The sequence below is a fragment of the Georgenia faecalis genome (assembly GCF_003710105.1).
In the GTDB taxonomy this organism is placed as follows: Bacteria; Actinomycetota; Actinomycetes; order Actinomycetales; family Actinomycetaceae; genus Georgenia_A; species Georgenia_A faecalis.
Genome location: NZ_CP033325.1, coordinates 921,555 through 939,904 on the forward strand (window position 1 = coordinate 921,555; position 18,350 = coordinate 939,904).

9 protein-coding genes and 3 rRNA genes are annotated in these 18,350 nt (G+C 68.5%); 8 read left to right on the forward strand and 4 right to left on the reverse strand.

The window, feature by feature from the left end; translation table 11 throughout:
- Positions 1 to 9: 9 nt before the first annotated feature.
- Positions 10 to 657: a nucleoside/nucleotide kinase family protein gene (locus EBO36_RS03885; protein WP_122825435.1), complete on the reverse strand. Its 648-nt coding sequence runs from the start codon at positions 655 to 657 to the stop codon at positions 10 to 12.
- 293 nt (positions 658 to 950) lie between these two features.
- On the opposite strand from EBO36_RS03885, the gene EBO36_RS03890 reads away from it, so the two are divergent.
- Positions 951 to 1,433: a M23 family metallopeptidase gene (locus EBO36_RS03890; protein ID WP_187695843.1), complete on the forward strand. Its 483-nt coding sequence runs from the start codon at positions 951 to 953 to the stop codon at positions 1,431 to 1,433.
- 98 nt (positions 1,434 to 1,531) lie between these two features.
- On the opposite strand, the gene EBO36_RS15230 is transcribed toward EBO36_RS03890, so the two are convergent.
- Positions 1,532 to 1,690, reverse strand: a complete 159-nt coding sequence (locus EBO36_RS15230) for a hypothetical protein (RefSeq protein WP_164471330.1) — start codon at positions 1,688 to 1,690, stop codon at positions 1,532 to 1,534.
- Positions 1,687 to 2,517, reverse strand: a complete 831-nt coding sequence (locus EBO36_RS03895; protein WP_122823455.1) for an alpha/beta fold hydrolase — start codon at positions 2,515 to 2,517, stop codon at positions 1,687 to 1,689. The genes EBO36_RS15230 and EBO36_RS03895 overlap by 4 nt, the downstream gene beginning before the upstream one ends.
- Before the next feature lie 264 nt (positions 2,518 to 2,781).
- Between EBO36_RS03895 and EBO36_RS03900 the strand changes: the two genes are divergently transcribed.
- A complete protein-coding gene (locus EBO36_RS03900) occupies positions 2,782 to 4,386 on the forward strand; it encodes a collagen-binding domain-containing protein (RefSeq protein ID WP_122823456.1) in 1,605 nt (534 codons plus the stop codon).
- Positions 4,387 to 4,470: 84 nt separating this feature from the next.
- Here EBO36_RS03900 and EBO36_RS03905 read toward each other — a convergent pair whose 3' ends face one another.
- Positions 4,471 to 5,139: a TetR/AcrR family transcriptional regulator gene (locus EBO36_RS03905; RefSeq protein WP_164471331.1), complete on the reverse strand. Its 669-nt coding sequence runs from the start codon at positions 5,137 to 5,139 to the stop codon at positions 4,471 to 4,473.
- Positions 5,140 to 5,456: 317 nt separating this feature from the next.
- On the opposite strand from EBO36_RS03905, the gene EBO36_RS03910 reads away from it, so the two are divergent.
- The 6 genes from EBO36_RS03910 (at position 5,457) to ilvD (ending at position 18,248) form a co-directional block, all read left to right on the forward strand.
- Entirely contained in the window at positions 5,457 to 6,851 is a 1,395-nt protein-coding gene (locus EBO36_RS03910; RefSeq protein ID WP_122823458.1) for an NAD-dependent malic enzyme, read from the forward strand.
- A gap of 953 nt (positions 6,852 to 7,804) precedes the next feature.
- Positions 7,805 to 9,328, forward strand: a 16S ribosomal RNA gene (locus tag EBO36_RS03915).
- A gap of 289 nt (positions 9,329 to 9,617) precedes the next feature.
- Positions 9,618 to 12,735, forward strand: a 23S ribosomal RNA gene (locus tag EBO36_RS03920).
- Between the two features lie 109 nt (positions 12,736 to 12,844).
- Positions 12,845 to 12,961 (forward strand): 5S ribosomal RNA (rrf, locus tag EBO36_RS03925).
- The 16S, 23S and 5S rRNA genes sit together here, the layout of an rRNA operon.
- Positions 12,962 to 13,549: 588 nt before the next feature.
- A complete protein-coding gene (locus EBO36_RS15865) occupies positions 13,550 to 16,414 on the forward strand; it encodes a M14 family zinc carboxypeptidase (RefSeq protein WP_122823459.1) in 2,865 nt (954 codons plus the stop codon).
- Positions 16,415 to 16,544: 130 nt separating this feature from the next.
- Positions 16,545 to 18,248 carry a dihydroxy-acid dehydratase gene (ilvD, locus tag EBO36_RS03935; RefSeq protein WP_122823460.1) on the forward strand — a complete coding sequence of 568 codons (1,704 nt, stop codon included), beginning with the start codon at positions 16,545 to 16,547 and terminating at the stop codon, positions 18,246 to 18,248.
- The last annotated feature ends 102 nt before the right edge of the window (positions 18,249 to 18,350 follow it).

Here is an 18,350-nt window from a genome sequence, read left to right on the forward strand (position 1 = left end):
GCCGCCCGGTCAGACGCGGACGACCACGTCCGCCCGGTCCCGGGTCCGGGCGACCAGCGCCGCGTTCGCCTCGTCGGAGCGCAGCACCCACTCGCGGGCGGCGTCCGGCGACTTGCCGTGCGCGACGTGCCGTTGGATGAGCCGGTCCACGCGCAGGTCGTCGTCGATCTCGACGAACCACACCTCGTCGAGCAGGGGCCGCACCGCGGACCAGGCCCCGTCGCCGTGCAGGAGGTAGTTGCCCTCGGTGACGACGAGCGGGACCTCGGCGGGGACGGGGATCGCGCCGGCGATGGCCTCCTCGAGGTGCCGGTCGAAGAGCGGGGCGTAGACGGTCTCGGGGCCGCCGGCCCGCAGGCGCCGGAGCAGGGCCACGTACCCGGCGGCATCGAAGGTGTCGGGGGCGCCCTTGCGGGCCCGGCGACCCAGGCGCTCGAGCTCGGCGTTGGCCAGGTGGAAGCCGTCCATGGGGACGAGCACGGCCGCGGGGGCGAGGGCGGCGACGACCGCGGAGGTGAGCGTCGACTTGCCGGCGCCGGGGGAGCCGGTGACGCCGAGGAGGCGGCGCCGGCCGGTCTCCGAGAACCCGGCGAGTCGTCGGGCGCGCGCGACGAGGCTGTCGACGTCGTCCTGGGCCGGGCGCTCATTCGTCGGCATCACGGTGCCCGAGCGTACTCGTCAAGGGGATTCGCGCCGGTTACGCAACCGTCAGGTGCGCGCTCCTCGGGGTCGTGCTAAGGGCGACGATCCATTGGTGCCAGGAATGTAGACAATGGTCGCACCGCTATTGATCAATGCCCCTGGAACTGATGTGGTGAGCCTTGCGTCGGCCCGTCGGCGCCCGTCCGGAATTCATAACTTGGGAACAGGGAGATGAGACCGTGGTGAAGACATCAGCGTTCCGCCGCAAGGTAGGGGCGGGTGCCGCAGCATTGCTCGCGGCAGCAGGTATGGCGGTGGCCGGCGCAGCCCCGGCGTCCGCCAACAGCTACTACGAGCTGCCCTACCCGGCGGGGGAGTCCTACCTCGTCACGCAGGGCCCGGAGGGGACGTACTCCCACGTCGGGCCGTACAACGAGTACGCGTGGGACTTCGGGCTCCCGCTGAACTACGAGGTCTCCGCGGCCGCGGCCGGCACCATCGTCATTTCCGACTGGTCGCCGTACTGGCAGAACGGGATCGAGGTCATCATCCGGCACTCGAACGGCCAGTGCACCCACTACGCCCACCTCAATGCCGCGCTCTACAACACCGGCGACTGGGTGCCGCAGGGGCGCGTCATCGGACATTCTGGGACCACGGGCGCCTCCACCGGTGCGCACCTGCACTACCAGGTCATCAACTGCAACACCCGCGTGGGGATTCCTTCCCAGCTCCAGGGCTGGACCCCGGCCACCGGGCACTGGCCGGTGAGCGTCAACAACTACGCCTGACCGCCCCCAGGTGCAGGGCAGCGGCCCCGCACCCCGAACCGCGCACGCCGTCGCCCCACTCCTCCGGGGCGACGGCGTGCGCCGTCGCCTCGGACCGCTCAGGCGCGGGGCGCCGAGAGCCGGCGCGCGGTCGTGCGCAGCCACTCCGCGGAGCGCTCGGCGGCCTCCGGCGACGCCGAAGCGAGGACGGCGCGGGCGCGGGCGAGGACGTGGACGTAGGCCTGGTCGATGGGCCGCGCGTGACCCCCGTCCGTCATGGCCCGGTGCCGGCCGTCGTCGCCGTGATCCAGTCGAGGGTGAGCGGGAGTGCGGCGAGGACGGAGACGTGCCCGTCGCGCGGGCGGTACCAGAGCTCGGCGTGCGGGAGGGTGCGGATGAGCCACTCGGAGTGCGAGGCGGGGACCATGCGGTCGTGCCCGCCGTGGACCACGAGCACTGGGGGCTCGATCGTGGCGGGGTCGAACCCCCACGGCGAGGCGAACGCGACGTCGTCGTCGATGAGGCCGTCCGGCCCACCGGCCTCCGCCTGGCCGGCGTCGGCACCCAGGGACGACCACGGGCCCTCGAGGGCGGCCCAGTCACCCTCGGTGAAGCTGTCGGGGTCGAACTCGTCGGTCTCGGCGTAGCGCGCCCGGGCGGCGCGGCCCTCGAGGGCGGCACGTAGCGCGCCCTCGGCGCGCATGCCGGCGGACCAGGTGGGGTGCGAGTGCAGCGGCGCGAGGCCGGCGAGGCTCACTACTGCCGTCACGCGGTCGGGGAGCAGCGCGGCGCAGGCGAGGGCGTGAGGGGCCCCTCCGGAGGCCCCCACGGTCGCGACCGTGTCGATGCCGAGAGCGTCGAGGACCAGGACGACGTCGTCCGCCGCCGAGGCGACCGTCCGGCCCGGTGCCGCGGTGGAGGCGGCGTACCCGGGCCGGGCGTAGGAGATGAGGCGCATGCCCCGCTCGGCCGTCGCGGCGACGAGCGGGGGGAGGAGCGCGCCGGTCTGCGGTGAGCCGTGGTGCCAGAGGACGGTGACGTCGTCGTCGCTGCCGCCCGTGTCGTGGACCTGGAGCGTGCGGCCGTCGTCGAGGCGGATCAGCATCGCGCGATCGTACTGACGCCGGTGTGTCCGGCGGTGGGTTATGGCCGCGTCCGTGGCTCCGGTGTGATCGGGATTTGACGCGCGCCCCGCGGATTTCTCATGCTAGACGTCCGTCTAGTAGACGAGCGTCTAGGCGACTGTTTCGACGCTCGGCATGCGCCACCGCGACCTCCGCGGGGTACGTGCCGCCCGACTCGAGCTGGAGGATCTGTGGTGGATAGTGCGCGCTCGCTGAAGCGGCGAGCCGTAGGAAGTGCCGGCCTGGTGGCCGTGCTCGTGGCAGCGGGTGCGCTGAGCGGCGCATCGGCAGCCCCGGAGCCGGTCTGGGTCAACCCCTTCGCCGTCAACAACGGCTTCACGTACGTCGCCCTCGGGGACCTGCGTCTGGGCAACGCGGAGCTGGAGGGTTCGGCCGCCGCCTTCGGGAGCGTGTCCACGACCAACCCGAACGGCTACGTGGTGGTCCACCACGTGGCGGGCGAACACGACTACCTCGTTCCGTCGATCGACGGGGCACCCGTCCGGATCCTCGCGGACAAGTTCGTCGGACCCGGCGGGTTCGACATCTCCAACCTCGACTCCTCGGGCATGATCGCGCCCGACTCGCCAGCAGCGACGGCGGTCGCGCGGTTCGCCGACGTCGACGGGCTGACCGGGTCGGCGCGTGGCGGTGGGGTCGGCCCCGCGGCCGGCCAGGACTTCCTGCGGGTGACCAACGCCGACGGCGGTGCCCTCGACCTCAAGACGGTGCCCTACGCCGGCGCCGACGTGGCTGACCTCCAGACGGAGCAGGGCAGCGTCGCCGCGTACTTCCCCGGCATTCAGCGGGGGATCGAGCAGGCGAACCAGTGCCTGAGCACCCTCGACGACCCGGAGCTCGGCCTCGCCAACCACGTGCAGGTGAGCAACGAAGGCGGACTCGTCTTCGTCGAGGGCTTCGCCACCGACCGGCCGAACGTCCTCGACTACACCGACCTGGCGGGGGCCACCATCAAGCTCGACCGGGCCGACGGGTACAGGCCGACGGCGGAGGCCCCCCTGGTCGTCAAGGTCCCGGCCGGTACCACGACCATCGGCCCGCTCCATTTCGAGGGGTGGTCCGCCCAGAGCGGCGTCCACCAGTCCTACGCCCGGTACATCCTCCTCGACCTGTCGGAGGTGACCGGTGAGGTGACGATCGACGGGCTCGAGATGGGTGCCGTCTGGGCGCCGGGGGCGGACCTCAACTTCGCCTCCGGGGTGACGACGAACGGGCAGTGGCTCGCGCAGAACATCCGCACCAGCGGGGGCGGCGAGCTCCACCACCACGACTTCCTCGCTGCGCTGCCCTGCGGCGGCGTCCCGGACACCCCGACCGAGGAGCCGACCACGGACGTTCCGACCGAGGAGCCGACCACGGACGTTCCGACCGAGGAGCCGACCACGGACGTTCCGACGGAGGAGCCGACGACCGACGTTCCGACCGAGGAGCCGACGACCGACGTTCCGACCGAGGAGCCGACGACCGACGTTCCGACCGAGGAGCCGACCACGGACGTTCCGACCGAGGAGCCGACCATGGACGTTCCGACGACCGACGCGCCCACCACGGAGGACCCGACGGTCCCGGGTCCCGGCGACTCGACCGAGGGCACGGGCGACTCCACCGGGCCTGCGCCCGGCGGCCCGACGGAGCCGGGGAAGGCCCACCCGGCCGCGCCGGCGCCGAGCGCCGACGGCGACGCGGTCGCCGAGGTTGAGACGGCCGACTCGGAGGGGCGCCTCGGTCAGACCGGCGTCGAGCCGACCGGGCTCCTGGTGACGGCAGGGGTGCTGCTCGTCGGCGGCCTCGCGACGCTCGCTGTCCGCCGCGCCCGCTCGACCCACTGACCGGACGGGGCTCGCGCCTCACCGGGAACGTAGCGCCAGAGGGGTCGACACCACGGGTGTCGGCCCCTCGCGGCGTACGTGGGTTCAGGACGGGGCGCTGAGCCCCATGCTCGGTGGCAGCTCGGTGAGCATGCCGTTGGCACGGGTGGCGAGGACGCCGTCGACCACGTCGTCGGCATCGGTGACCCCGACGGCCGTGAGGGTGACGCGCATGAACCGCAGGCGCTTGCGGTCCCGGTCGGTGAAGTAGATCCGCGAGCCGAGGAAGGCGCTCCCGACGGCGGTGACGAGGATGTGCTCCGCGACCTCGTGGGCGCTCAGCCGGCCGCCGACCTCGCCCAGCTCGCGCCCCTGCTCGATGAGGCCCTGGATGCGGGCCACCCAGTCGGCGATGACGTCGGCGATCTCGTACGAAGGGGCCGAGCGGTCCGAGAGCAGTACCACGGAGGCTGCCACCCGGGGGTCCTCGACCCCGCGTGCCGCCATGCCGAGGACGAGCGCGACGACGGCCCGGGCGCCGCTGTCCGGGTACGCGCGGCGGGCGGCCGCCTCCTGATCGGCGAGCGTCTGCCGCAGGATGGTCATGAGCCCGGCCGCGAGGGCGTCCTTGGTGGGGAAGTGGTGCGCCAACGCGCCCTTGGTGAGCCCGAGGCGCGCGGCGATGACCGCCAACGAGGACCCGGCGTAGCCATGGACGAGGAACTCCTCCGCGGCGGCACCGAGCATCGCGCGACGCGTCTGGGTCGTCGGCATCAGCGGGGGTGGGCGCGCGGCAGAGCGGGGCGGTCGGCGTCGTGCACAGCGTGGAAGTCTAGGTGGGGTGGGGTTCGCGGGCACCCACAAGCGCACCGCGCCTCGTCCCGGTGGGGCGAGGGCACTGGCGGTCGACGCACGCAGGCCCGTGCCGCCACGCCCGCGACCCCGCGCGACGCGGGTGGGACGGGACCGGGGCCGAAACGGCCCAGGGACGGACGACGGGAGGGCTCTCATCAGCGGCCGCCGCGGGGCGTGCTCCGGGATGGTCAGAGCGGCGGCGTGCCAGCGGGCCGCAGGAGCGCCATGATCGGCCCATGGTGCAACCGAGCCCCAGCTACACGATCACGTTGCGGGTAGAGACACCCGCCAGCCAGCGGGCGACGAGCGAGCTCGTCGCCCAGGTGGCCGCGACGGGTGCGTCACTGACGGGCGTCGACATCGCCCACTCCGGCGCCGACCGGCTGCTAGTGGACATCACCTGCGACGCCGTCGACGGCGCCCACAGCGACCGGGTGGTCGAGGCGCTCAACGCCCTCGACGGCGTCCGGGTGGTCAAGGTGTCGGACTCGACGTTCCTCATGCACCTGGGCGGCAAGATCGAGGTGAACCCCAAGGTGCCGCTGCGGACCCGCCGCGACCTCTCCCGGGCGTACACCCCCGGGGTGGCACGGGTGTGCCAGGCGATCGCGGACCGGCCGGAGGACGCGCGCCGGCTCACCATCAAGCGCAACACCGTCGCCGTCGTCACGGACGGCACGGCCGTGCTGGGCCTGGGCGACATCGGTGCGAGCGCCGCCCTGCCGGTGATGGAGGGCAAGGCGGCCCTCTTCAAGCAGTTCGGCGGCGTGGACGCCTGGCCGGTGTGCCTCGACACCACGGACCCGGACGAGATCGTGAGGATCGTCAAGGCGATGGCGCCGGTGTACGGCGGCATCAACCTCGAGGACATCTCCGCGCCGCGCTGCTTCGAGATCGAGTCACGGCTCCGCGAGGAGCTCGACATCCCCGTGTTCCACGACGACCAGCACGGCACGGCGATCGTCGTGCTCGCGGCCCTCCTCAACGCCCTGCGGGTGGTGGGCAAGGAGATGGCGGACGTCCGGATCGTCGTGGCGGGCACGGGGGCCGCGGGATCCGCGATCATCCGGCTGCTCCAGGCGCAGGGTGCCCGGCACATCGTGGGGTTCGACCGGTTCGGTGCGGTGCACTGCGGCCGCGTGGCGGACGACCCCTACCTGCGCCGCCTGGCCGAGAGCACGAACCCCGACGGGTTCAGCGGGTCGCTCCGGGAGGGGCTCGCGGGCGCCGACGTCTTCATCGGGGTCAGTGCGGGGGACATCCTCGACGGGTCCGACATCGCTGCGATGAGCACCGACGCGATCGTCTTCGCGCTGGCGAACCCCGACCCCGAGGTGGACCCCCTGGCCGCCGCCGCGCACGCGACGGTCGTGGCGACGGGGCGCAGCGACTACCCCAACCAGATCAACAACGTCCTCGCCTTCCCCGGGCTCTTCCGCGGCCTGCTCGACGCCGGCGCGCGCGAGGTCACCGACGAGATGCTCCGCGTCGCGGCCGTGGCGATCGCCGGCGTGGTCAGTCCCGAGGAGCTCAACGCCTCGTTCATCATCCCGGGTGTCTTCAACCCGCGGGTGGCGGAGGCCGTCGCGGAAGCGGTGCGCCGCGTCTGCGAGGCCGAGGCGCACGCCTGACCGGACCGTTGCCGTGGCGCCCGTGGCGCCCGTGGCGCCGGTGGCGCGGGTGGCGCGGGTGGGCGGCCGAGCGGCGATGAGGCGCGGGTGCGGCGGAGAGGGCTCGGGCGGGGGCAGCAGGCGTGGGGGCGGCTACGCGCACCTCAGCGGCTCGGTGCGTCGCGGTACCTGCGTCGTCAGCGCGCAGGTACCGGGAGCGGCGCCCACCCGGGGAGCGGCGCCCACCCGGGGACCGGGCGCCGCGTTCACGGGGCCGGCCACGATGGGCGCAAGGCGGGCGAGGGGGAGCGCGGCCGACAGAACCGCGCACGCTCCGTCAGACTCCGACGCCCCCGTGTGCGGCCGGTCACAGGATGAGCGCCCACCGCCCCGGATCGGCGGAATCTCAACGATCCGGCGGCCTGGCGGCGACTTGACCCTCGCTCCGGCGGCTGCTTATAGTTCTCATGTCGCCAGGGAGGCACGGACACCGAGAAGGCTCGCAGAGCCGGGTGGCCGGTCCCGGGCGGACGAACCCAGAGAGTGCGCGACGACGTCGCTGTGCCATCATAGGTTCGAGATCCGCAGGTCAACAGCTCCACTCGGTCCGGTTCGCCGGATTTGACAGGGCCAAGACGAAGCGGGTAAGTTGAAGAGGTTGCCCCGGGAGCGGGTCTGGTCGCTGAGACTGGATCACTACGGAGTGCGTCTGTTCCTTGAGAACTCAACAGTGTGCCAAGTTTGTGATGCCATAATTGGTCTCATGCTGGCTGTGGTTGTGCCCGTCTGGGTGTGGCTGGGGTTGGTGTGGGGTTGTTGTGGTTCAACGCTCACCGGATGCCGGGGACCCCCGTTCCTGGTGGTGGGTGTTTAGCCATGGATTGGCCTGTGTCGGCTTTGGGTCGGCGTGGGTTTTCTTCGTATGGATTGTCGGCTGGTGTGCTCCTTCGGGGGTGGCTGGTTGGCGTTGGTTTTTTACGGAGAGTTTGATCCTGGCTCAGGACGAACGCTGGCGGCGTGCTTAACACATGCAAGTCGAACGGTGATCCTGGAGCTTGCTCCGGGTGATCAGTGGCGAACGGGTGAGTAACACGTGAGTAACCTGCCCCTGACTTCGGGATAACTACGAGAAATCGTGGCTAATACCGGATATGAGGTGCCTTCGCATGGGGGTGCCTGGAAAGATTTATCGGTTGGGGATGGGCTCGCGGCCTATCAGCTAGTTGGTGGGGTGAAGGCCTACCAAGGCGACGACGGGTAGCCGGCCTGAGAGGGTGACCGGCCACACTGGGACTGAGACACGGCCCAGACTCCTACGGGAGGCAGCAGTGGGGAATATTGCACAATGGGCGAAAGCCTGATGCAGCGACGCCGCGTGAGGGATGACGGCCTTCGGGTTGTAAACCTCTTTCAGTAGGGAAGAAGCCTTCGGGTGACGGTACCTGCAGAAGAAGCGCCGGCTAACTACGTGCCAGCAGCCGCGGTAATACGTAGGGCGCAAGCGTTGTCCGGAATTATTGGGCGTAAAGAGCTCGTAGGCGGTTTGTCGCGTCTGCTGTGAAAACGTGAGGCTTAACCTCGCGCTTGCAGTGGGTACGGGCAGACTAGAGTGCAGTAGGGGAGACTGGAATTCCTGGTGTAGCGGTGGAATGCGCAGATATCAGGAGGAACACCGGTGGCGAAGGCGGGTCTCTGGGCTGTTACTGACGCTGAGGAGCGAAAGCATGGGGAGCGAACAGGATTAGATACCCTGGTAGTCCATGCCGTAAACGTTGGGCACTAGGTGTGGGGTCCATTCCACGGATTCCGTGCCGCAGCTAACGCATTAAGTGCCCCGCCTGGGGAGTACGGCCGCAAGGCTAAAACTCAAAGGAATTGACGGGGGCCCGCACAAGCGGCGGAGCATGCGGATTAATTCGATGCAACGCGAAGAACCTTACCAAGGCTTGACATACACCGGAAAAGTGCAGAGATGTGCTCCCCGCAAGGTCGGTGTACAGGTGGTGCATGGTTGTCGTCAGCTCGTGTCGTGAGATGTTGGGTTAAGTCCCGCAACGAGCGCAACCCTCGTCCTGTGTTGCCAGCACGTAATGGTGGGGACTCATGGGAGACTGCCGGGGTCAACTCGGAGGAAGGTGGGGATGACGTCAAATCATCATGCCCCTTATGTCTTGGGCTTCACGCATGCTACAATGGCCGGTACAAAGGGCTGCGATACCGCGAGGTGGAGCGAATCCCAAAAAGCCGGTCTCAGTTCGGATTGGGGTCTGCAACTCGACCCCATGAAGTCGGAGTCGCTAGTAATCGCAGATCAGCAACGCTGCGGTGAATACGTTCTCGGGCCTTGTACACACCGCCCGTCACGTCACGAAAGTCGGTAACACCCGAAGCCGGTGGCCCAACCCTTGTGGGGGGAGCCGTCGAAGGTGGGACTGGCGATTGGGACGAAGTCGTAACAAGGTAGCCGTACCGGAAGGTGCGGCTGGATCACCTCCTTTCTAAGGAGCTTCACCGGCGCCTACCAGCTTCGGCTGGTGGTGTCCAGGTGGCCACGCGTACGGCGCATGTCCGTGCGGTGGTTGCTCATGGGTGGAACGTCACAGACTTGGTGCGCTGTTGGGTCCTGGGGGAACAGGCCGGCGCCCGCCCGTTGTGGTGGGTCGTTCGAGCTGTTTCACCTGGTGGCCGCTTTCGCCGGTGCTGCACCCCTTGGGTGTGGTGTCCGGGGTTGGTCGGTGCGTAGCTTGAGAACTGTACAGTGGACGCGAGCATCTTTGATCTTTATGTGGTCAAGTTTTTAAGAGCATTCGGTGGATGCCTTGGCACTAGGAGCCGAAGAAGGACGTTGTAGCCTGCGATAAGCCTCGGGGAGTTGGCAAACGAACCGTGATCCGAGGATGTCCGAATGGGGAAACCCGGCTGGGGTCATGCCCAGTCACCCGCGCCTGAATATATAGGGCGTGCGGAGGGAACGTGGGGAAGTGAAACATCTCAGTACCCACAGGAAGAGATATTCCGTGAGTAGTGGCGAGCGAAAGCGGATCAGGCTAAACCGGTGGTGTGTGATAGACGGCAGTCGTTGCATCATCGGGGTTGTGGGACCCACCAATCCGGTCTGCCGACCGGGTAGGGAGTGAGAAAGTGCTGTCATAGTCGAGCGGTCTGGGAAGGCCGGGCACAGAGGGTGAGACCCCCGTAGACGAAATGGCAGCACCTCCTGTGTGGGGATCCCGAGTAGCACGGGGCCCGTGAAATCCCGTGTGAATCTGGCAAGACCACTTGCTAAGCCTAAATACTACCTAGTGACCGATAGCGGACAAGTACCGTGAGGGAAAGGTGAAAAGTACCCCGGGAGGGGAGTGAAATAGTACCTGAAACCGAGTGCTTACAACCCGTCGGAGCCTCCCTAGCTGGGGTGACGGCGTGCCTTTTGAAGAATGAGCCTGCGAGTTAGTGGTACGTGGCGAGGTTAACCCGTGTGGGGAAGCCGTAGCGAAAGCGAGTCCGAATAGGGCGATACAGTCGCGTGCTCTAGACCCGAAGCGAAGTGATCTACCCATGGGCAGGTTGAAGCGCGGGTAAGACCGCGTGGAGGACCGAACCCACTTAGGTTGAAAACTGAGGGGATGACCTGTGGGTAGGGGTGAAAGGCCAATCAAACTTCGTGATAGCTGGTTCTCCCCGAAATGCATTTAGGTGCAGCGTCACGTGTTTCTTGCCGGAGGTAGAGCTACTGGATGGCCGATGGGCCCTACAAGGTTACTGACGTCAGCCAAACTCCGAATGCCGGTAAGTGAGAGCGTGGCAGTGAGACTGCGGGGGATAAGCTTCGTAGTCGAGAGGGAAACAGCCCAGACCACCAGCTAAGGCCCCTAAGCGTATGCTAAGTGGGAAAGGATGTGGAGTTGCACAGACAACCAGGAGGTTGGCTTAGAAGCAGCCACCCTTGAAAGAGTGCGTAATAGCTCACTGGTCAAGTGATTCTGCGCCGACAATGTAGCGGGGCTCAAGCATACCGCCGAAGCTGTGGCATTCGCGCAATACCCTAGCTCCCACTTGATGGGTGTTCAGGGGCGCGGATGGGTAGGGGAGCGTCGTGTGGGAGGTGAAGCTGCGGGGTGACCCAGTGGTGGATCCCACACGAGTGAGAATGCAGGCATGAGTAGCGAATGACGGGTGAGAAACCCGTCCGCCGAATGACCAAGGGTTCCAGGGCCAGGCTAATCCGCCCTGGGTAAGTCGGGACCTAAGGCGAGGCCGACAGGCGTAGTCGATGGACAACGGGTTGATATTCCCGTACCGGCGAAACACCGCCCATACCGAGCCCGGTGATGCTAACCGCCCAAGGCCGACGTCTCCTCCTTCGGGAGTGGCGCCGGCTGCGCGCGGGACCCGAACCGGTAGTAGGTAAGCGTATTAACAGGGGTGACGCAGACAGGTAGCCACCGCGTGCTTAATGGCAATGCACGTCTAAGGGCGCAGGGCGAGGTGCAGGCAAATCCGCACCTCATACAGCCTCAGGCTCGATAGTGACCGCGTATGCGGGAAGCAGGGTGATCCTATGCTGCCAAGAAAAGCCTCGACGCGAGGTGTTAGCCGCCCGTACCCTAAACCGACTCAGGTGGTCAGGTAGAGTATACCAAGGCGATCGAGAGAATCGTGGTTAAGGAACTCGGCAAAATGCCCCCGTAACTTCGGGAGAAGGGGGGCCTGAGGGGTGAAGCCACTTGCTGGCTAGCCTTTGAGGGCCGCAGAGACCAGGGAGAAGCGACTGTTTACTAAAAACACAGGTCCGTGCGAAGTCGCAAGACGATGTATACGGACTGACGCCTGCCCGGTGCTGGAAGGTTAAGAGGACGGGTCAGCCCTTCGGGGCGAAGCTCAGAATTTAAGCCCCAGTAAACGGCGGTGGTAACTATAACCATCCTAAGGTAGCGAAATTCCTTGTCGGGTAAGTTCCGACCTGCACGAATGGCGTAACGACTTCTCCGCTGTCTCAACCGCGAACTCGGCGAAATTGCATTACGAGTAAAGATGCTCGTTACGCGCAGCAGGACGGAAAGACCCCGGGACCTTTACTATAGCTTGGTATTGGTGTTCGGTACGGCTTGTGTAGGATAGGTGGGAGACTGTGAAGCCGTCACGCCAGTGATGGTGGAGTCAACGTTGAAATACCACTCTGGTCGTTCTGGACATCTAACCTCGGTCCGTAATCCGGATCAGGGACAGTGCCTGGTGGGTAGTTTAACTGGGGCGGTTGCCTCCTAAAATGTAACGGAGGCGCTCAAAGGTTCCCTCAGCCTGGTTGGCAATCAGGTGGCGAGTGCAAGTGCACAAGGGAGCTTGACTGTGAGACTGACAGGTCGAGCAGGGACGAAAGTCGGAACTAGTGATCCGGCGGTGGCTTGTGGAAGCGCCGTCGCTCAACGGATAAAAGGTACCCCGGGGATAACAGGCTGATCTTGCCCAAGAGTCCATATCGACGGCATGGTTTGGCACCTCGATGTCGGCTCGTCGCATCCTGGGGCTGGAGTAGGTCCCAAGGGTTGGGCTGTTCGCCCATTAAAGCGGTACGCGAGCTGGGTTTAGAACGTCGTGAGACAGTTCGGTCCCTATCCGCTGCGCGCGCAGGAAACTTGAGAAGACCTGTCCCTAGTACGAGAGGACCGGGACGGACGAACCTCTGGTGTGCCAGTTGTTCCGCCAGGAGCACGGCTGGTTGGCTACGTTCGGAAGGGATAACCGCTGAAAGCATCTAAGCGGGAAGCCTGCTTCAAGATGAGGTTTCCACCGCCTACGGGCGGGAAGGCCCCCAGCAGAACACTGGGTTGATAGGCCGGACGTGGAAGCGGGGACTAAAGACCCGTGGAGCTGACCGGTACTAATTGGCCGACAACTTGACACAAACAACAAGATCAATGCGCATGCGTCCACTGTACGGTTCCCGAGATACGCACCACCCATCCACGCCCCCCACGGGGCGCGGTGGATGGGGCGGCATATCTCCATAGAGTTACGGCGGTCATAGCGAAGGGGAAACGCCCGGTCCCATTCCGAACCCGGAAGCTAAGCCCTTCAGCGCCGATGGTACTGCGTGGGAGACCGCGTGGGAGAGTAGGACACCGCCGAACACCCATTGAGGGTATGGGCCGCAACCACCAGGTTGCGGCCCATATCTGCGTCATGGCTCAGGGCCGCAACCTCTCGGTTGCGGCCCTTTGTCGTGCCCGGGTGCCGCAGCGCTTGCGGTGTCGCGGCCGGCTCAGGGGCTCTCCCAGCGCCGTTGGTTCGACCCCGAGGGGGATCGTGGAGCCGCGCTCCCTGTGTCGGCGGATCTCAGGGCTTCTCTCAGCGAGGAGAGAGCGGGACCTGTCGTCTCGGTACCCGGTCACGGTAACGTCCGTGCAATGCGTGTGTGATCACATGTGATCTAGCGCGCTGCGCGCTCCTCGAGGACAAGAGCCGGAGACTCCATGGGCCCCTGACGCCGGGGAAGGCGCCGTCCCAGGTGGCGGCGTACCCAAGCGTCGGGCGCGTGTACCTCCGTGCCGCTCCCCACCTGCGTGACATCGCCGCCGCGCCTTCCTCGGAGGGTGCACCACCCCGCCGTTCACGGGCCACCGCGCCAGGACGGCGCTCCTCACCTCAGATCAGCGTCCGGCTTCGCCGGGCGCGGCCTGACGCGACACCTCCCCACCCTCCTTTCCGGAAGGACGACCATGCACGTTCGACGACCCGGTGCGCTGTGCGCCCTCGTCACCGCCACTGCGCTGGTGACGACGGCAGCAGCCCCGGCCGGCGCGGTCCCGGCGCTTGCCGGCCACGCACCCGCGGTTGCGGCTCCCGCATCGCTTGCCCCCACTGTGGTGCTGCCGTCGGTCCCCGACGACGACGGCGCGCCCTACCCGCGATCGGCGCCGCTGACGGTGCCGGCCGCGGACCCCGCCGACGCCTCCATCGGGCGCGGGGCGATCGCCTACCACGCGATCGCGCCGGTCCTCAACGCCCTTGCCGCGCAGAGCGACCTCGTCTCCACCGAGGTGGTCGGTGAGTCCACCGAGGGGCGCGAGATCTACCTCGTGACGGTGACCGCCCCCGAGACCGCTGCCGAGAGCGCGCAGCAGGACGCCTGGCGCGACGCCATCAAGCACGACGCTGCGGCCGCCGCGGCCGACCCCGCCCTGCTCGAGGGCTACAAGGCGCCCGTGTGGTTCAACGGCAACATCCACGGCAACGAGTGGGAGGGCGCCGACGCCACCCTCGCCTACATCACCGCGCTGCTCACCGGCGTCGAGGCCGGCGACGAGGAGGCCACCCGCCTCGTCGAGAACCACCGCCTGTACTTCACGGTGACGAACAACCCCGACGGCCGCGTCCGCGGGACGCGCGCGACGGCGCTCAACCTCGACCCCAACCGGGACTTCATCACCAACACCACCCCGGAGACGGCGCTCGTCCGCGACCTCACCGGCGACCTGCAGCCGGTCTTCTTCGTCGACCTCCACGGCTACACCGACATCCTCCAGGTGGAGCCCACCGGCCCGCCGCAGGGTGAGAACTACGACCACGACCTCCTCATGCCGCACGCGTACGCCGCGGCGCTCTACATCGAGGACCAGGTCGTCGACGCCGACGTCGAGGGCAACCCGCTCACCGACGCCGGCGGCATCCTCATCCCCTACCGCGACACCCCGTCCGGGTGGGACGGCTGGCCGCCGATCTTCACCGCCCAGTACGTCCAGTTCCAGGGCGCGATCTCCTACACCGTCGAGCTGCCCCTCGGCCGCGACGTACGGGGCGTGGACCCCGCCGATGTCCCCGCGGAGAACGCCCGCCGGACCTTGGTGAACACGACCGTCGGCGCGGAGGTCATCAACAGCACCCTCGAGTACGTCGACACCAACCGTGACGAGATCCTCCGGAACCAGATCGAGATCTTCCGTCGCGGTGCGGCTGGCGAGCCGCTCGTGGAGATCCCGGCCAACCCGGATGCGGCCGACTACCCCGGCCCCGACGAGTGGGCGGCCGAGTGGGACGTCGCCGATGTCACCGGCACCGACTTCCCCCGGGCGTACGTCATCCCCGCGGGTGAGGCGCAGGAGTCCGAGACCGACGTCGCCACGCTCGTGGAGATGCTCCTCGCCCACGGCGTCGAGGTGGGAGTCGCCGACGCGGCCTTCACCGCCGGGGGGACCGAGTACGCGGCGGGCTCGTACGTCGTCGACATGCACCAGCCGCTGCGCGGCCTGGCCAACGTCCTCCTCGCGGACGGCACGGACATCAGCGACCGCGTCCCCGAGATGTACGACATCTCCGCCTGGAGCCTCGGCCTGCTCTGGGGCGCCCAGGTCGACGCCGTCGGCAGCACCGAGGACCCGGCGCTCGGCGTCGCGACCACGCTCGTCGAGGCGCCCGCGCCGACCGGCACCGTTCCGGATCACGGGGGATACCTCGCACTGAACGCCGCGGGCGTTGCCGAGGTCCAGGCGCTCAACGAGATGCTGGACCGCGGCGTCATCGTGAGCGCCGTCGGCGACGCGCGCTACGTCGTCGGACCCGACGACGCCGAGCTCGCCGGCGAGGTGGCGCTCGCGCACGGCGTGCGCCTCGACGCCGCCCACGAGGCGGAGCTCACCGGCCCCGACGTCGAGGGCGTCGCCGACCTCACCGTCGGCTACACCTCCTCGGCGGCGTACGCCGGCGAGGACTACCTCACGCTCACCGAGCTCGGCTTCGACGAGCCTGTCCGCGTCACCGCGGCCGGGCTCGCCGACGGCAGCGTCGACCTCGACGACGTCGACGTGCTCTGGCTCGGTGCTCCGCTGCAGTTCGAGGCGGGTCAGGAGGCCGGTCAGGCCGAGGTCCAGGCCTACCTCGACGCCGGCAAGGGCTTCGTCGGTCGCGACGCGGCCGGCGCCGCGCTGGCGACGGACTTCGACCTGTTCGACGTCGGCGTCGTCTCCGGCCCGCGTAGCGCCAACGGCATCGTCAGCGTGACGACGGTCGAGGACGGCGTCCTCGCGGCCACCGCGAGCGGCGAGGCGTTCGTCTACCGCCCGGCCTTCTTCACCGAGCTCGGCGACGACGTGACCGTCGAGCAGGCGTACACCGAGAACCCGCTGATCAGCGGGCACTGGGTGAGCGCCGACGACGCCGCCGGACCGGCCGACGCCGCCGGCCAGCCGGTCGCGGTCTCCGCCGTCACCGACGCGGGCTCGCAGGCGTTCCTCTTCGGGACCTACCCGACGTTCCGCACGCACCCGCGCGGGATGTTTACCGACCTCGCCGCCGCGCTCTTCTGGGCGGGACCGGCCGGGCCGGCCGTCGAGGTCCCTGAGGAGCCGACGGAGCAGCCCACCGAGGTGCCGACGGAGCAGCCGACCGAGGTGCCTACCCCGGCGCCGTCGGAGCCGACCGCGGAGCCGACCGTGGTCCCGACCGCACCGACCGCCCCCGGCGGCGGCCAGCTGCCGAACACCGGCGTGGACGGGGCGGCGCTGTCGCTGCTCGCCGCGCTCGCCCTGCTCGGTGCCGGCACGCTCGCGGCGCTGACGGGCCGGCGTCGGGCGGTCCGCGTCCGCTAGCGGACGCGCACCTGCACGGGGAACAACCGAACGGGCCCCGCCACCCACCGGTGGCGGGGCCCGTTCGCGTGCCGGTCTCGGTTCGCGGGCGAGGCGCCGCCCGCCCCGTGACGAGATCTAGACTCCGGTCATGACTACGCCGTCCGGTCCCGACATCAAGCCCCGCAGCCGCCAGGTCACGGACGGTATCGAGGCGACCGCCTCGCGCGGCATGCTCCGCGCGGTCGGCATGGGCGACGACGACTGGGTCAAGCCCCAGATCGGCATCGCCAGCTCGTGGAACGAGATCACGCCGTGCAACCTCTCGCTCGACCGTCTGGCCCAGGGGGCCAAGGAGGGCGTGCACGCCGGCGGGGGCTACCCCCTCCAGTTCGGCACGATCTCCGTCTCCGACGGCATCTCCATGGGCCACGAGGGCATGCACTTCTCCCTCGTCTCCCGTGACGTCATCGCCGACTCGGTCGAGACCGTCATGCAGGCCGAGCGCCTCGACGGCTCGGTCCTCCTCGCCGGCTGCGACAAGTCGCTCCCGGGCATGCTCATGGCCGCCGCGCGGCTCGACCTCGCGAGCGTCTTCCTCTACGCCGGAACGATCATGCCGGGCTGGGTCAAGCTCGAGGACGGCACGGAGAAGGACGTCACCCTCATCGACGCCTTCGAGGCCGTCGGCGCCTGCTCGCGCGGGCTCATGAGCAAGGGCGACCTCGACCGCATCGAGCGTGCCATCTGCCCCGGCGAGGGTGCGTGCGGCGGCATGTACACCGCCAACACCATGGCCTCGGTCGCGGAGGCCATGGGGATGTCGCTGCCCGGCTCGGCGGCGCCCCCGTCGGCCGACCGTCGCCGCGACATGTTCGCGCACCGCAGCGGCGAGGCCGTCGTCGAGCTGCTGCGCCAGGGCATCACGGCCCGCGACATCATCACCAAGGAGTCGCTGGAGAACGCGATCGCCGTCGTCATGGCGTTCGGCGGCTCGACCAACGCCGTCCTCCACCTCCTCGCGATCGCCCACGAGGCCGACGTCGACCTCACGCTGGCCGACTTCAGCCGCATCGCCGACCGCGTCCCGCACCTCGGCGACCTCAAGCCGTTCGGCCGGTACGTGATGAACGACGTCGACCGCATCGGCGGCGTCCCCGTCGTCATGAAGGCGCTCCTCGACGCCGGCCTCCTCAACGGCGACTGCCTCACGGTGACGGGCAAGACCGTCGCCGAGAACCTCGAGAGCATCAACCCGCCCGACGCCGACGGCAAGATCCTGCGCGCGCTCGACAACCCGATCCACAAGACCGGCGGCATCACGATCCTCGGCGGGTCGCTCGCCCCCGAGGGGGCCGTCGTCAAGTCCGCGGGCTTCGACTCCGACGTCTTCGAGGGCACGGCCCGCGTCTTCGAGCGTGAGCGCGCCGCGATGGACGCCCTCGAGGACGGCACGATCGCTGCCGGCGACGTCGTCGTCATCCGCTACGAGGGTCCCAAGGGCGGCCCGGGGATGCGCGAGATGCTCGCCATCACCGGCGCCATCAAGGGCGCCGGGCTCGGCAAGGACGTCCTGCTCCTCACCGACGGGCGGTTCTCCGGCGGCACCACCGGCCTGTGCGTGGGGCACGTCGCCCCGGAGGCGGTCGACCGCGGCCCCATCGCGTTCGTCCGCGACGGCGACCGGATCCGCCTCGACGTGGCGAACAAGACGCTCGACCTGCTCGTCCCGGCCGAGGAGCTCGCGGAGCGCGCCGTCGACTGGGAGCCGCTGCCCCCGCGCTACACGCGCGGCGTGCTGGCCAAGTACACGAAGCTCGTCCAGTCGGCCTCCCGCGGCGCCATCCTCGAGTAAGAGGCCAGGGGCGGCCGGGCGATCGCGTCCGGCCGCCCTCGGGCACCGTCCGGGTGCCGCTGCCGCCGACCTCGACGAGGACGCCGCCCGCCGCGCGGCGCA